This window comes from Rhodococcus sp. P3_B8 (assembly GCF_056402775.1).
In genome coordinates, this window is the sequence record NZ_JBFUGT010000025.1 from 1 (window position 1) to 13,611 (window position 13,611).

Annotated in this window: 13 protein-coding genes; 8 read left to right on the forward strand and 5 right to left on the reverse strand. The window is 67.5% G+C overall.

The genetic code is table 11. The annotated features are described in order from the left end of the window. Both AC1D1G_RS12325 and AC1D1G_RS12330 read left to right on the forward strand, forming a co-directional pair. Nucleotides 1-2,253, forward strand: a 2,253-nt coding sequence (locus tag AC1D1G_RS12325) for a transglycosylase domain-containing protein (RefSeq protein ID WP_477952305.1), incomplete at its 5' end; no start/stop codon positions are given. 22 nt (nt 2,254-2,275) lie between these two features. Continuing rightward, the gene (locus tag AC1D1G_RS12330) at nt 2,276-3,880 is read left to right on the forward strand and encodes a glycosyltransferase family 87 protein (RefSeq protein WP_477952306.1); all 1,605 of its coding nucleotides are present in this window, start codon (nt 2,276-2,278) and stop codon (nt 3,878-3,880) included. On the opposite strand, the gene AC1D1G_RS12335 is transcribed toward AC1D1G_RS12330, so the two are convergent. Both AC1D1G_RS12335 and AC1D1G_RS12340 read right to left on the reverse strand, forming a co-directional pair. Next, nucleotides 3,877-4,164, reverse strand: coding sequence for a CD225/dispanin family protein (locus AC1D1G_RS12335; protein ID WP_009476441.1), 288 nt, complete (start codon nt 4,162-4,164; stop codon nt 3,877-3,879). The two genes, AC1D1G_RS12330 and AC1D1G_RS12335, sit on opposite strands and share 4 nt — an antisense overlap. A gap of 111 nt (nt 4,165-4,275) precedes the next feature. Beyond that, nucleotides 4,276-6,567 carry an ATP-binding protein gene (locus AC1D1G_RS12340; RefSeq protein ID WP_477952307.1) on the reverse strand — a complete coding sequence of 764 codons (2,292 nt, stop codon included), beginning with the start codon at nt 6,565-6,567 and terminating at the stop codon, nt 4,276-4,278. Nucleotides 6,568-6,789: 222 nt separating this feature from the next. On the opposite strand from AC1D1G_RS12340, the gene AC1D1G_RS12345 reads away from it, so the two are divergent. Together AC1D1G_RS12345 and AC1D1G_RS12350 are read left to right on the forward strand one after the other, a co-directional pair. Beyond that, nucleotides 6,790-8,436: a flavin-containing monooxygenase gene (locus AC1D1G_RS12345; RefSeq protein WP_477952309.1), complete on the forward strand. Its 1,647-nt coding sequence runs from the start codon at nt 6,790-6,792 to the stop codon at nt 8,434-8,436. A 28-nt stretch (nt 8,437-8,464) separates the two neighbouring features. Next, the gene (locus AC1D1G_RS12350) at nt 8,465-9,409 is read left to right on the forward strand and encodes an alpha/beta hydrolase (RefSeq protein ID WP_283333284.1); all 945 of its coding nucleotides are present in this window, start codon (nt 8,465-8,467) and stop codon (nt 9,407-9,409) included. A gap of 25 nt (nt 9,410-9,434) precedes the next feature. Here the strand turns inward: AC1D1G_RS12350 and AC1D1G_RS12355 are convergent, their stop codons facing one another. The 3 genes from AC1D1G_RS12355 to AC1D1G_RS12365 all read right to left on the reverse strand — a co-directional run bounded on the left by AC1D1G_RS12355 (nt 9,435) and on the right by AC1D1G_RS12365 (nt 11,660). Next, nucleotides 9,435-10,019 carry a GNAT family N-acetyltransferase gene (locus AC1D1G_RS12355; RefSeq protein WP_283333283.1) on the reverse strand — a complete coding sequence of 195 codons (585 nt, stop codon included), beginning with the start codon at nt 10,017-10,019 and terminating at the stop codon, nt 9,435-9,437. After that, nucleotides 10,016-11,377 (reverse strand): glycosyltransferase 87 family protein, encoded by a 1,362-nt coding sequence (locus tag AC1D1G_RS12360; protein ID WP_009476436.1) that lies wholly within the window; start codon nt 11,375-11,377, stop codon nt 10,016-10,018. Before AC1D1G_RS12360 ends, AC1D1G_RS12355 begins: the two co-directional genes overlap by 4 nt. A gap of 61 nt (nt 11,378-11,438) precedes the next feature. Further along, nucleotides 11,439-11,660, reverse strand: a complete 222-nt coding sequence (locus AC1D1G_RS12365; RefSeq protein ID WP_280779753.1) for a hypervirulence associated TUDOR domain-containing protein — start codon at nt 11,658-11,660, stop codon at nt 11,439-11,441. A gap of 161 nt (nt 11,661-11,821) precedes the next feature. Between AC1D1G_RS12365 and rpsF the strand changes: the two genes are divergently transcribed. The 4 genes from rpsF to rplI all read left to right on the forward strand — a co-directional run bounded on the left by rpsF (nt 11,822) and on the right by rplI (nt 13,450). After that, nucleotides 11,822-12,109 carry a 30S ribosomal protein S6 gene (gene rpsF, locus AC1D1G_RS12370; protein ID WP_005249677.1) on the forward strand — a complete coding sequence of 96 codons (288 nt, stop codon included), beginning with the start codon at nt 11,822-11,824 and terminating at the stop codon, nt 12,107-12,109. A gap of 65 nt (nt 12,110-12,174) precedes the next feature. After that, complete coding sequence (locus AC1D1G_RS12375; RefSeq protein ID WP_005249678.1) at nt 12,175-12,696, forward strand: single-stranded DNA-binding protein; 522 nt, start codon at nt 12,175-12,177, stop codon at nt 12,694-12,696. A gap of 38 nt (nt 12,697-12,734) precedes the next feature. Further along, nucleotides 12,735-12,977, forward strand: coding sequence for a 30S ribosomal protein S18 (gene rpsR, locus AC1D1G_RS12380; RefSeq protein WP_005249686.1), 243 nt, complete (start codon nt 12,735-12,737; stop codon nt 12,975-12,977). A gap of 17 nt (nt 12,978-12,994) precedes the next feature. Further along, complete coding sequence (gene rplI, locus AC1D1G_RS12385; protein ID WP_009476433.1) at nt 12,995-13,450, forward strand: 50S ribosomal protein L9; 456 nt, start codon at nt 12,995-12,997, stop codon at nt 13,448-13,450. Nucleotides 13,451-13,611 lie beyond the last annotated feature (161 nt).

A 13,611-nucleotide genomic window follows, 5' to 3' on the forward strand; every position in this document is an offset into this window, starting at 1 on the left:
GGGGGGCGCCCGCCGGGACCTCCGCCGTCGAACGGTCGCAAGACCGGCGGCGGCCGCGGTGGCGAACCGCCCMAGGGTGGAAAGAAGACGGCTGTGAAGAAGTCGCGGTGGAAGATCGTTCGCCGGACGGCGTACGCGTGCGTCGCGATGGGTCTGATCATTCCGATCCTGCTGTTCATGGCGGCGTACGTCGTCCAGGACGTCCCGCGGCCCGGCGACCTCAAGACCAACCAGGTGGCGACGATCTACGCATCCGACGGAACGTCGGTGCTGAGCAAGGTCGTGCCGCCGGAGGGCAACCGCACCGAGGTGACGCTCGACCAGATCCCGAAGCACACTCGTGACGCGGTGCTCGCTGCCGAGGACCGGGACTTCTACTCGAACCCCGGCTTCTCGATCGGTGGGTTCGCGCGTGCCGCCCGCGACAACGTCCTGGGCAAGGACAGCGCCGGCGGTGGCTCGACCATCACGCAGCAGTACGTCAAGAAGACGATGGTCGGTTCCGAGCGTTCGCTGACGCGAAAGATGAAGGAACTCGTCATCTCGTCGAAGATGGCCCGCGAGTGGTCCAAGGACGACATCCTCGCCGCGTACCTGAACACCATCTACTTCGGGCGTGGTGCGTACGGCATCGCGGCCGCGTCGAAGGCGTATTTCAACAAGCCCGTCGACCAGTTGACGGTCGAGGAGAGCGCGGTGCTGGCGTCGTCGATCCAGCTGCCGTCGCTGCTCGATCCGGAGAACAACCCGGAGGGTGCGCAGGCGCGCTGGAACTACGTGCTCGACGGCATGGTGTCGGCGGGAACTCTGGAGCAGTCGGCCCGGTCGGTGATGCAGTACCCGCCGTACGTGCCGATCGCGCAGGTCGACAACGGCAACCAGGACTCCGGGCCGGAGGGCCTGATCAAGAACCAGGTTCTGCGGGAGCTGGGTGAGGCGGGGATCAGCGAGCAGCTGCTCAACACCGAGGGTCTCGAGATCACCACGACGATCGACCCCGTCGCCCAGGCGGCGGCGGTGGATTCGGCGCGCTCCAACATGGAGGGTGAGCCGGAGAACCTGCGGACCGGTGTCGTGTCGGTCGATCCGAAGACCGGCGCGGTGCGCGCGTACTACGGCGGCGAGGACGGCGGCGGGTACGACTTCGCGAACGCGGGACTGCAGACCGGTTCGTCGTTCAAGGTGTTCGGTCTCGCCGCGGCCCTGGATCAGGGCATTCCGCTGTCGCAGATGTACGACAGCTCGGAGCTCACGGTCAACGGCATCACCATCAGCAACGTCGAAGGCGAGGGCTGCGGCACCTGCACGATCGCCGAGGCGCTGAAGCGTTCGCTGAACACCAGCTTCTACCGTCAGGAACTCGAACTAGACGGTGGACCGCAGGCGATCGCCGAGATGGCCCACAAGGCGGGCATCCCGAAGGAGATCCCCGGCGTCGGGCCGTCGCTGACCGAGCCCGACGGCAGCGGTCCGAACAACGGCATCGTGCTCGGCCAGTACCAGTCGCGGGTCCTCGACATGGCGTCGTCGTACGCCACGTTGGCCGCCTCGGGTACGTACCACGCGCCGCACTTCGTGCAGAAGGTCGTCAGCGCCGACGGAACGGTCCTGCTCGACCGCGGCGGTGACACCGGTGAGGACCGCATCGACAAGGACGTCGCCGACAACGTGACGTCGGCGATGGAACCCATCGCCGGGTACTCGCGCGGCCACAACCTGGCGGGCGGACGCCCGTCGGCGGCAAAGACGGGTACCGCGCAGCTCGGTGACACCGGCAAGAACAAGGACGCCTGGATGGTCGGGTACACCCCGTCGCTGTCCACGGCGGTCTGGGTGGGCACCACGGACGGTCAGGCGCTGGAGAACAGCAGCGGCGCCATGATCTACGGTTCCGGTCTGCCCTCCGACATCTGGAAGGACACGATGGACGGCGCCCTCGAGGGCACGGACGTCGAGAAGTTCCCGAAGCCGGGTGCGATCGGTGGCCAGTCGGGTATCCCCGCCTATTCGGCACCGGCACCGACCAAGACGTCGGCGCCGCCGACGAGCACGTTCCAGCTGCCGACGGAGCTCGTGCCGCCGGTGGTCGTGACGCCGTCGCCGGTCGAGATCCTGCCCGGGATCACCATTCCGATTCCGGGTCTGGCACCGAGGCCGACCACCGCGGCCCCGGCGGTTCCGGAGGAACCGGAGACGACGACGCCGCCGAACGCCGGTAACGGCAACGGCCAACAGCAGGTTCCGGCCCGTTAACGGCGACCGGTAGCCTCGCGGAGTGGCCGACAACCCTGACGCGCACGCCGTCCGCGACGCGGGTGAGACGGGATTCGTCTCGCCCGCGCCGCTGGCGAAGGATCGGCGTTCCGCGGATTGGCGGGACCTTCCCGGGCGCACCGACCCGCTGACCGCCGACCTCTCCGGGGTGATCGGTGGTCCGGTCGGACGGCATGCGGTCGTCGGGCGCAGCCGGTTCTTCACGCCGATGCGCGCCATTCTGTTGTTGGCGATCGTGTTTCTCGCGCTCGGCTGGTTCGCGAAGGCGCCGTGCATTCAGCAGGCGCCGGTCGGCGAGAACGGCGCGCTCGGGCTCGACTGGAGTGGCAGCCGGCAGTACGTCGCCATGTGCTACTCGGACACGGTCCCGCTGTACGGGGCGGAACGGTTGAACGAGGGCGCCTTCCCTTACAAGAAGTGGTGGGAGGAGGACGCCGGCAACGGCCAGACCCAGCGCCGCTACATGGAGTACCCGGTGATCTCCGGGCTCTACCAGTACGGCGCGATGACGATCGCGAAGTCGTGGGATGCGGTGCACTGGCTGCCCGGTGCGCTGCAGGTAGCGATCTATTTCAACGTCGTCGCGTTCGGTCTGGCGCTGGCGTGGCTGGTCACCGTCTGGGCGAGTGCGCTGCTGGCCGGACGGCGCATCTGGGATGCCGCGCTGATCGCAGTGTCCCCGCTGGTGATCGTGCACGTGTTCACGAATTTCGATCCCCTCGCAACGGCTTTCGCTACGGGTGGGCTGCTGGCGTGGTCGCGGAAACGGCCGGTTCTCGCCGGAATCCTGCTCGGGCTCGGTGGTGCCGCCAAGCTGTATCCGCTGCTGCTCCTCGGACCTCTGCTGGTGCTGTGCCTGCGCACGGGCAGGGTCCGTGAGTGGTCGGTGACGGCGCTGACCGGTATCGGCGCGTGGCTGGCGGTCAATCTGCCGATCGCCCTGCTGTTCCCACGCGGATGGGCCGAATTCTTCCGGCTCAACTCCGAACGCGGCGCCGACCCGGACTCCGTCTACAACGTCATCTCGTCGTTCACGGGCTGGACCGGATTCGACGGGATCCTGTCGGCCGGTCAGGCGCCCACCGTGCTCAACGCGGTGTCGTTCCTGCTGTTCGCCCTCGTGTGTGTCGGGATCGGGTACATCGCGCTGACGGCGCCGCGACGGCCGCGGCTGACCCAACTGTGTTTCCTGCTGGTCGCGGGTTTCCTCCTCACCAACAAGGTGTGGAGCCCGCAGTATTCGCTGTGGCTCGTCCCGCTGGCCGTGCTCGCGTTCCCGCACCGGCGGATCCTGCTGGCCTGGATGACGATCGACGCGCTGGTGTGGGTGCCGCGGATGTTCTACTACCTTGGCGTGTCCAACAAGGGACTCCCCGAGCAGTGGTTCACCGCCGCGGTGGTGGTCCGCGACATTGCGGTCGTGGTCATCTGCGCGCTGATCATCCGCCAGATCTACCGGCCCGGCGAGGACCTCGTGCGATACGGCTTCATCGACGATCCGGTGGGCGGCGTGCTCGACCAGGCGCCCGATGCGCAGCCGCGGTGGCTGCCCGCCTGGCTACGGCCGCGGCCGCCGGTAGAATCGGCTCCCGCTCACAGCGTTTAGGGCTTCGACAGCACCAGCGCCGCCCCGACCGCGAACACCGCGATCGACAGGCCGAGGGCGATGGCGCGGATCGACCACTGTCGGGCGTCCGCGGCGGCGCGCACCGAAAGGTCGTATTCGCCCCGCTCCCACAGTCGGTGGACGGTGAGCGAGCGCAGCAGTGCAACGATGCCGAACGGCACGAACGCGATGATCGCAACAATGGCCAGCGGCAGACTGCTGGCGGGCGGCGGTGCCAGCGGCCCGCTGTGGTCCGCCGAGGTGTCCTGCTGCTGCGACGTCATGCGTTGCCTCCCCGTGGTGGAGCCCACGACCGTGGGCGACGAGGTGGAGTATAGACCGTCGAGATTCCCGACTGTGCAGTGCCTTTCGCGCGGCGGGCGGTAACGGTCCGGTTATCGGCCGGTCTCCACGGCGGGCGGATGAGCCCGGGCGGCGACCCACGCCGCCACCTGCGTGCGGGAGCTGACGGCCAGCTTGTCGAAGATGTGCTCGACGTGTCCGTCGACGGTGCGCCGCGAGATCACCAACGACTCGGCTATCTGCCGATTGCTGAGGCCCTGGGCGAGCAGGCCGGCGATTTCCTGTTCCCGTTTGGTGAGCGGTGACGCCTCGGCGCGAGGTGCCCTGTGCTCGGTGGGGGTTCCCAGTGCGAGGTCGACGGCCTCCTCGATCGTGAGCCGGACCGCAGGCGTTGCGAGCTGGGCGAACTCGTCCGGTCCCACGATGCGGGCCGCGGTGCGCTCCGACGAGAGAGAGTCGTCGGTGATGTGCGGGCCGAAGGCCGCGACGGACGTGCCCAGCCGATGCCACACGCCCTTCGCGGCGCCGCACAGCCTCGCCGCCGCGTTCGCGTCACCGCTCGACGTGGCCACCCACGACAGCACCTCGATCGACAGGGCCGTGCAGATCTTGTCCTTGAAGTCGCGTTGGATCCGCAATGCTTGCTGGGCGGCATCGACGGCATCGTCGTCCCGGCCCAGGTGAAAGTACGCGACGCTCGAAACCCACAGGGCGTAGGCCTTGTTCCACTTCTCGCCGTGCACGTCCGCCACCGCGATCACGTCGCGGCACGTCTCGAGGGCGTCGTCGAGTCGCCCGTCGTAGGTCTGCGCCATGCCCATCTCGAACGATGCGGTCAGCACCGAGGCCGTGTCGCCGACGGCGCGGTGAACGGCAATGGCATCACGGAACAGTCCGATGGCGTCGTCGGGGCGGCCGGAGAACACGGCGTGGATCCCCGCCCAGTGGTCGGCGTGCGCGCGCAGTCGTTCGTCACCGAGCGTGGTCGCGATCGCCGTGCACTCGTCGAGGTGCTCGCGCGCGGCGTCGCGGTCGCCCTGGATCAGCGCGGTCCACGCGGTCACCCACAGCACGTCGCCCCGTTCCCGGGTGGGTTCGGTGAGCCGTAGCAGTATCCGCTCGAGCCGGGTCCTCCCGTCGGACAGGTTGCCGCCCGCGATCCAGTGGTACCGCAGCGAGACGGCCAGTTCCGCGGCCGCCGCCCGCTGCGAGTCGTCGTGCAGGGCCCAGTCCAGGGCGGCCACGAGGTTGGGGTGGTCGATCCGCAGTTCCGCGAGGATCTCGGATTGTCCTGGCCCGCACCAGTCGAGCGACGACCGGCGGGCACGCTCCGAATAATGCTCGAGATGTCGCCGATACAGCTCGTCGCGCTCCCCGCTCAGCTCGAGGAGCTCGTGCCCATACTCTCGCACCGTCATCAGCTGCGAGTAGCGGAGACGCTCGGTCGAACGGTCCACGGTGACAAGACATTTTCCGACCAGGCGGTCGAGGACGTCGATGACCGGCGAGTCCGACAACGCACCGAACCCGCTGATGGCTTCCGCGGCTTCGAGATCGAAGCTTCCGGGGAACACGGCGAGCCGCGACCACAGCAACCGCTCGGTGCCCGAGCACAGTTCGTAACTCCAGTCGATGAGGGCGCGCAGCGTCTGCTGGCGGGGCATCGCCGCCCGGTCACCGCCGGTGAGGAGTGCGAAACGCTGGTCGAGTCGTTCGACGAGCTGCGACGCGGACAGCGACCGCAGCCGGGCCGCGGCGAGTTCGATGGCGAGCGGGATCCCGTCGAGCTGATTGCACAGCTGCGCGATGGCGGGGGCGTTCGCGTCGGTGAGGCGGAAGTCGGCGACGACGCCCTGCGCGCGCTCGACGAGCAACGACACCGATTCGAACGGGGCGATGTCCGCGGCGCGGCAGTCCTCGATTTCACCCGGAGTGCTCAGTGGCGGAAGGAGGTACGTGAATTCGCCGGCGATCCCGAGCGGTTCGCGACTCGTGGTGAGGATCCGGACCTCCGGCGCCGAGGCGAGGACGGCACCGACGAATTCGCTTGCCGCGGACAGTAGGTGCTCGCAGTTGTCGAGGACGACCAGCATATGTCGGGACTGCAGTTGGTCGATCACCTTGTCCATCACCGCACGGCTCGACTGGTCGGTGACGCCGAGGGCGGCCGCGGCCGCGGAGGGCAGCGCGGCGGGATCGCGGACGGGCGCGAGGTCGATCCACCGGACGGAATCGCGGAAGGCACGCGCGGAGCGGACCGCGAGTTCCTCGGCCAGCCGCGTCTTGCCCACGCCGCCGGCACCGAGCAGCGACACGAGCCGGGATTGCTGCAGTCGTGCGCGGGCTTCCTCGATCTCGCGGCGCCGGCCGACGAAGCTGGTCATCGACCTCGTGAGTTCTCTCGAGCGAGTCAGTGGATTTCTCCCGTGTCCGGTGGCCAGGTGTGGAACGAAACCTACCCCCATCGAATGTGACGGACAACACAGGTAACCGAGGGGGTGTTTTACCCGGTGTGGGGGTGATGTGACGTGGGTCATTGTCGTTGGCATACCCCGGTTGCCCGCTCGACTCCGGCCGGAACCCATCGCCTCGAGGAGCTCAACACCATGTCAAAGCCCATTTCTTCTGCCGACGTCGATGTCGTCGTCGTGGGTGCCGGATTCGCCGGCCTCTACGCGCTGCGCAAGCTGCGCGACACGATGAAGCTGTCGACGCGGGTGTTCGAAGCCGGCTCGGACGTCGGCGGCACCTGGTTCTGGAACCGGTACCCCGGTGCCCGCTGCGACATCGAGAGCGTCCACTACTCGTACTCGTTCGACGAGGACCTGCAGCAGGAATGGCAGTGGAGTGAGAAGTTCGCCGGACAGCCGGAGATCCTCCGCTACCTCGAACACGTCGCCGACCGCTTCGACCTGCGCAAAGACATCACGTTCGACACCCGCGTGGTCGGCGTGCACTGGGACGACGAGAACTCCGTGTGGACGGTCCGCACCGACGACGGCGCCGTCGTGCGCAGCCGGTACTTCATCTCGGGGGCAGGCAACCTGTCGGTGCCGAAGACACCGGAGTTCGGCGGTATCGACAACTTCCGCGGCGAGGTGCTGCTCACCGGAAACTGGCCGCGTGAGGGCGCCGACTTCACCGGCAAGCGGGTGGCCGTGATCGGGACCGGGGCCAGCGGCATTCAGGCCATCCCGTTCATCGCCGAGGACGCCGCCGAACTGGTGGTCTTCCAGCGCACCCCCAACTTCGCGACCCCCCTCGGCAACGGTCCGATCGACCCGAACGAGGTGGCGGATATCAAGAGCAACTACGCGGAAGTGCGGAACGCGGCCCGCAACCACTTCCTCGGCGTCCCGTTCACTCAGGTGCAGCCGTCCGCGCTCGCCGTCGATGCCGAGGAGCGCCGCCGCACGTTCGACGAGCGCTGGAACGCCGGCGGGTTCCGGTTGTTCATCGACTCCTACCAGGACATCCTGTTCGACAAGAAGGCCAACGACACGATCGCCGACTACATCCGGGACCGGATCCACGAGCGCGTGCAGGATCCGGCGAAGGCCGCGACGCTGGCGCCGACGGGCTACGCGTACGGCACCAAGCGTCCCCCGCTCGAGACCAACTACTACGAGGCGTTCAACCGCGACTCGGTGAGCGTCGTCGACGTGAAGTCCACGCCGATCGACGAGATCACCGAAACCGGAGTCCGGGTCGGTGACCGCACCTACGAGGTCGACACCATCGTCCTCGCAACCGGATTCGACGCGATGACCGGTCCGCTGATGGCCATGGACATTCGCGGTCGCGGCGGTCTGCCGCTGGCCGAGAAGTGGGAGCACGGACCCAAGACCTACCTCGGCATCATGGTCAACGAGTTCCCGAACCTGTTCCTCATCACCGGACCGCAGTCGCCGTCGGTGCTCTACAACATGCCCCTCGCAATTGAGGACCACGTCGACTTCGCGACCGACGCGATCGATTACCTGGACCGCCGCGACCTCGACGTCATCGAGCCCACCGCGCAGGCCGAAAGCGATTGGGGTGCCTTGACCAACGACATCGCCAACCAGACCCTGCTGCCGGAGACGAACTCGTGGTACATGGGCGCGAACATTCCCGGCAAGCCTCGTGCCTGCATGGTCTACCTCGGCGGCGCCCCCACCTACCGGGCGACGTGTGACGAGGTGGTGGCAGGCGGCTACTCCGGTTTTGCACTCTCCCGGGCGGAGGCCCGCGTGGCCTCCACCGTGTCCTGACCCCAAACCCCCTACGAAGGAGACCGACATGGCACTCGACGCACACGCAGCAGAATTGATCGCCGGACTACAGGCGCAGGGGCTGAAGGCTTTCGAGCACAGCACCGTGGAGGAGGCGCGGGCGGTGGTGGCGACGTTCACCGGACTGCAGGCGCCGCCCGAACCCGTCGCCCGGGTGGAAGAAGCGCACTACGAGAGCGGCGGAGCGCAGATCGCGCTGCGGGTCTACGTGCCGGAGGGCCGGGCGCCGCACCCGGTGGTTCTGTACTTCCACGGCGGCGGGTTCGTCGCCGGCGACATCGACGTCGTCGACGAACCGGCGCGGGCGGTCGCGAACGGCGCGGGCGTGATCGTCGTCGCCGCGACGTACCGCCGCGCGCCGGAACACCGGTTCCCGGCCGCCGCCGACGACGCGTCCGCCGCCCTGCAGTGGGTGGCCGACAACGTCGAAAGTTACGGCGGTGACCCCGGCAACGTCGTCGTCATGGGTGACAGCGCCGGCGGCAACCTGGCCGCCGTCACCGCGCTGCGGGCCCGGGACGAGGGCGGACCGCGCCTGCGGGGGCAGGTGCTGATCTACCCGGTGATCGATCCGAACGCGGACCTCCCGTCCAAGACGGAGTTCGCCGAGGGGTACGTGATCGGCGCCGGGGACCTCGACTGGTTCTGGAGCAACTACCTGTCCTCCCCCGAGGATGCGAAGCACCCGTACGCGGTTCCGAGTCGCGCCGGCGGTCTCGAGGGGTTGCCGCCGGCCCTCGTGCTCACCACCGAGAACGAGGTGGCCCGCGACGAGGCGGAGGCATACGCCGAGTCGTTGCGGCAGGCGGGGGTCGACACCGAGGCGATCCGCTTCGACGGGCTGATGCACGGCGCGTTCTGGATGTCCGGGGCGGTTCCGCGCAGTGCCGAAATGCGCTCGGCGGTAGTCGAGTTCGTGAAGAGAGTGACAGCCACCGCACCCGTCGCGTGACGTGACGTGACGTGACGTGACCGTGTCAGCCCTCGACTCGTGCCTCGAGTCGGGGGCAGATGCGCGGCCACTCCTCGTCGATCATCGAGAACAGTGCGGTGTTGCGCCACGTTCCGTCGCGGCGACGTCGGTGCTTGCGAAGGATTCCCTCGAACTCGGCCCCCAGCTTCGCGATGGCGCCGCGGGAGTGGGCGTTGCGTTCGTCGGTGTGCCATTCGACGCGGACCGCGCCGAGGTCTTCGAACGCCCGCCGCAGCAACAGCAGTTTCGCCTCCGGATTGATGAGCGTGCCCTGCGCGGAACGGGACAGCCAGGTGTGCCCGATCGCGAGGCTGCGGTTCTTCGGGTCGATCAGATACAGCGACGTCGAGCCGACGATCCGCTCGGTGGTGATGTCGATCTGCGCGTACGCGAGGCGGGTCGGATCCTCGTCGGCGGTGCGGACGAACGCCACCGCGTCGTCGCGATCGGCGATGGCGGCGGACGTCCAGTGGAAGATGCGGGGGTCGTCGGCGGCGTCCAGCAGGCCGTCGACGTGGTCCTCGCCCAGCGGTTCGAGTCGGACGTGCCGTCCGGTCAGTGTGGGGTGCGCGAACCAGGATTCGCTCATCGCACCGGCTCGGGAGATTTCAGCACCGGCCGCCGGCCGGATTCGGGACCGGTGCGCCCGCGGACGGGCGGATGTCGTTGGGCGGCGCGCAGGAACACGAAGAACAGCACCACCAGCAGTCCCGCGCGGCCCCAGACCCCGAACTTCACGAGAACCTCGAACGTCGACGCGTCGGTCTGGGCGGCGAGCGCGCCGAAGTATTTGAAGACGCCGATCCCCATCGACAGGTCGGCCACCAGATACGCCGCGACGAGCCCCCACGGGACGCGCAGCAGGACGAAGAAGGGGATGAGCCACAACGTGTACTGCGGCGAATGCACCTTGTGCAGCAGCAGGAATCCGCAGAGCATGGCGGCGCTGACGGCGATCCACGGGTAGGCGCCGTCGCGTTGGAACCGCAGCCAGCCGAGACGCAGGGCGATCGCGAACGCCGCGCACACGAGGAGCGGCGACAGCAGGCTCACCGTCTGGTCGTACGCGGGGAGCGGGACGTCGTCGGCGACCGGACCGAACAGCGGCCTCAGGCCCCAGTACCAGATGGAGTTGGTGGTGAGGTCGGCCTGACGGTTCTCCTGGAACGTGAACGACGCCCGCCACCCGCTGTAGGAGATGAGGGCGAACGGCAGGTTCACCGCCACGACGGTGGTGATCGCGGCCACCGCGACCATCACCGCGCCGCGCACGTCGTAACGCCGCCCGGCGGTGCCGTTCCGAGTGAGGACGTAGGCGATCAGCGGAAGCACGAACGCACCCGGATACACCTTCAGGCAGAAGCCGACGGCGAGGAGCACCGCCGCGAGGACAGCACGGGCGCGGAGGGGGATCCGTTCGAGTGTCATGACGAAGATCGCGGCCACCGACGTCGCGACCACGGGCAGTTCCCAGTTGTGGAAGGCATACAGCACCAGCGGCGGAGTGGCCGACCACAGCAGCGCCCACCAGCCGGCCAGCCGTCCCAGCATCCACGCCGTGAGCAGGCCGAACGGGGCGAGGATCAGCGCCGAGTGCAGCAGGAAGTCGGCGTCGGTGTGTGAACCGATGCCGCCGAGCCACATCAGCACACCGCTCAGCACCGGGTACTCCACGGTGCCGCCGGTGAGGATGCCGTCGGCGTTGATTCCCCCGGTGACGTAGGGAAAAACGTGCAGGTTGACGTCGCGTCCGAGCCACAGGAACTGGATGTCGGAGTAGCAGACCTGTGTGTCCTTGATGCGGTCGAAGATCAGGCTTCGCCCGACGCCGTCGAACGGAGCCCCGGCGCACCGCGCCTTCTGCAGATAGCCGGCGAGCATGGAGAGGCCCGCCAACCCGACGACGAGCGCCGTGATCGGCGACCGCTGCCGAGCTCCGATATGCATGAATCCACATTAGGGTGCGCGGGCCTCCACGTGCGAAGCGGAAACGCCGCGGGTGCGGAGGTCAGTCGCTCGGCCGGCGCAGGGCGTCGGGTCTGTGGACGGCGTCCCGCCCGCTCTTGTCGCTGACGACGCGGTACTGCGGGTCGTCCTCGGACGCCCGCACCGTGCGGCCCGCCGCCTCGGTGTCCTCGGTGATCTTCTCCTCGACCGTCCCCGACGTGGTGGTGCCGTGGGTGTTCCACTCCACCTCGTCGCCCTGTCGGAATTTCTTGTCCTCTGCCATCGTGTCGGCGTACCCCACGGTTCCCGGCGTCACACCGGCTGGCCTGATTTCGCTGGTCAGGGGCTCGTCGTGTAACCTGCAAAGGTTGCTGACGCAACGACCCTCCTGCCACGGACAGTCCGTGGCCGTTTTCACTAGTCCATAGGAGGTGATGAGGTCTTATGCGTCATTACGAATTGATGGTCATCCTTGACCCCAGCCTGGACGAGCGCACTGTTGCTCCTTCGCTGGATACGTTCCTCAATGTTGTTCGCCAGGACGGCGGCAAGATCGACAAGGTCGATGTCTGGGGTAAGCGTCGTCTCGCCTACGAGATCCTGAAGCACAGCGAAGGCATCTACGCGGTGATCGACATCAGCGCTACTCCCGCCACCGTCGCAGAGCTCGACCGTCAGCTCGGTCTGAACGAGTCGGTGCTGCGTACGAAGGTTCTGCGCCACAACAAGTGATTTCTGTCGGTCACCAGCCCTAGGCTCGTGCCCAACCGAACTCCACATTCTGCAGGAGGAACCATATGGCAGGCGACACCGTCATCACCGTCATCGGAAACTTGACGGCTGATCCGGAGCTTCGATTCACCCCCGCGGGTGCCGCGGTCGCGAACTTCACTGTCGCGTCCACGCCCCGCACCTTCGACCGTCAGACCAATGAATGGAAAGACGGCGAAGCACTGTTTCTGCGTTGCAACATCTGGCGCGAGGCAGCCGAGAACGTCGCGGAGAGCTTGACCCGTGGCTCGCGAGTGATCGTGAGCGGCCGGCTCAAGCAGCGTTCGTACGAAACTCGTGAAGGTGAAAAGCGCACTGTCGTCGAGCTCGAGGTCGACGAGATCGGCCCCTCGCTGAGGTACGCCACGGCCAAGGTCAACAAGGCCAACCGTGGTGGCGGCAGCGGCGGTGGCTTCGGTTCCTCCGGCGGATCGGGCGGCGGACGTCCGCAATCCAACACCGGCGGAGATGATCCGTGGGGCAGCGCGCCACAGGCGTCCGGCTCCTTCGGAGGCTCTGGTGGCGGGAGCGACGAACCCCCGTTCTGATCCGTACCTGATCGGAACATCCAGAAAAGAGCAAACTAATGCCGAAGCCGCCCTTGCGCGACAAGGTAATGAAGAAGAAGATCTGCATCTTCTGCAAAGAGAAGAACACGCAGATCAACTACAAGGACACGACGCTTCTGCGTAAGTACGTCAGCGACCGCGGCAAGATCCGCGCGCGCCGTGTCACCGGCAACTGCGTCCAGCACCAGCGCGACGTTGCCATTGCCGTCAAGAACTCACGTGAGGTGGCGTTGCTGCCTTACGCCACCGTGGCTCGCTAAGGAAAGGGAGGAAAGACATGAAGCTCATCCTCACCGCTGACGTGGACAACCTCGGTGCGCCTGGCGACACCGTCGAGGTCAAGGACGGCTACGGCCGCAACTACCTGCTGCCCCGCGGCCTGGCCATCGTCGCCACCCGTGGCGCCGAGAAGCAGGTCGAGGGCATCCGTCGTGCGCAGGAAGCTCGCGCCGTGCGCGGACTCGACCACGCCAAGGAGCTCAAGGACGCCATCGAGGGCCTCGAGAACATCTCGCTGTCGGTCAAGACCGCCGGTGACTCGGGCAAGCTCTTCGGTTCGGTTACCGCCGCCGATGTCGCCGGTGCCATCAAGGCCGCCGGTGGACCCGTCGTCGACAAGCGCAATCTGGAGCTGCCGAAGGCTCACATCAAGGCGACCGGCAAGCACGCCATCGTCGTGAACCTCCACCCCGACGTGGTTGCGAAGTTCCACCTGAACGTCGTCGGCGCCTAGTCGACTCGTTCACTCACAGGCCCCCCGGACGCCTCGGCGTGTGGGGGGTCTGTGCTTGTCGATTCCGGCTCGCAGCCGCCCTCTCGAACCCGTTTTCACTGGTGTGAAGCACGCAGAGGAGCGGCTTCCAGCTGTGTCTGGAAGTTAGCCGCCCCGCCGAC

Excerpts from the sequence above, each read along its gene's own strand:
- AC1D1G_RS12345 (WP_477952309.1), top strand. The coding sequence starts at position 6,790 with ATGTCAAAGCCCATTTCTTCTGCCGACGTCGATGTCGTCGTCGTGGGT.
- rpsR (WP_005249686.1), top strand. The coding sequence starts at position 12,735 with ATGCCGAAGCCGCCCTTGCGCGACAAGGTAATGAAGAAGAAGATCTGC.
- AC1D1G_RS12355 (WP_283333283.1), bottom strand. The coding sequence starts at position 10,019 with ATGAGCGAATCCTGGTTCGCGCACCCCACACTGACCGGACGGCACGTC.
- rplI (WP_009476433.1), top strand. The coding sequence starts at position 12,995 with ATGAAGCTCATCCTCACCGCTGACGTGGACAACCTCGGTGCGCCTGGC.
- rpsF (WP_005249677.1), top strand. The coding sequence starts at position 11,822 with ATGCGTCATTACGAATTGATGGTCATCCTTGACCCCAGCCTGGACGAG.
- AC1D1G_RS12365 (WP_280779753.1), bottom strand. The coding sequence starts at position 11,660 with ATGGCAGAGGACAAGAAATTCCGACAGGGCGACGAGGTGGAGTGGAAC.
- AC1D1G_RS12340 (WP_477952307.1), bottom strand. The coding sequence starts at position 6,567 with ATGACCAGCTTCGTCGGCCGGCGCCGCGAGATCGAGGAAGCCCGCGCA.
- AC1D1G_RS12360 (WP_009476436.1), bottom strand. The coding sequence starts at position 11,377 with ATGCATATCGGAGCTCGGCAGCGGTCGCCGATCACGGCGCTCGTCGTC.
- AC1D1G_RS12375 (WP_005249678.1), top strand. The coding sequence starts at position 12,175 with ATGGCAGGCGACACCGTCATCACCGTCATCGGAAACTTGACGGCTGAT.
- AC1D1G_RS12350 (WP_283333284.1), top strand. The coding sequence starts at position 8,465 with ATGGCACTCGACGCACACGCAGCAGAATTGATCGCCGGACTACAGGCG.
- AC1D1G_RS12335 (WP_009476441.1), bottom strand. The coding sequence starts at position 4,164 with ATGACGTCGCAGCAGCAGGACACCTCGGCGGACCACAGCGGGCCGCTG.